Raw genomic sequence first — 357 nt, 5'->3', positions numbered from 1 at the left:
GGAAGTTCTTTTTCAGCGTCGCCCTATCCATCTTGTTATAATTAGCATGAGGATCACGCAATTCCACTTGTGAACGAGCCGCTTTCGCCAGACGAGTTTCGATGTTCATCACCGCTTTCACCGCTTTCTGTGCAGTAGCCTCATCATAACCTGCCAACTGGAACATTTTGGCGATATGTTCCTGATATTTATTACGGATATTTTTAGTCTGCTCGTCATTCTCCAGATAATAGTCACGCTGTCCCATTCCGATACCGCCTTGATAGGTCTGTACGATATTCATGGAACTGTTCATATCATCCGCACTTACAAACATGGTGAATTAAGGACGGATGCCTTTCTTCTGTCTCTCTGCGA

At 44.5% G+C, this 357-nt stretch carries 1 pseudogene; it reads right to left on the bottom strand.

Annotation, left to right across the window (positions count from 1 at the left end):
• Window positions 1-357: pseudogene (locus AB5935_RS28080) on the bottom strand (M13 family peptidase); the annotation flags it as partial.

This window comes from Phocaeicola sp. RTP21198st1_B8_RTP21198_201120, from assembly GCF_040929485.1.
Classification (GTDB): domain Bacteria; phylum Bacteroidota; class Bacteroidia; order Bacteroidales; family Bacteroidaceae; genus Phocaeicola; species Phocaeicola dorei.
Note: the sequence above shows the minus strand (reverse complement) of the source record. Positions and strands in the feature narration are given on the sequence as shown.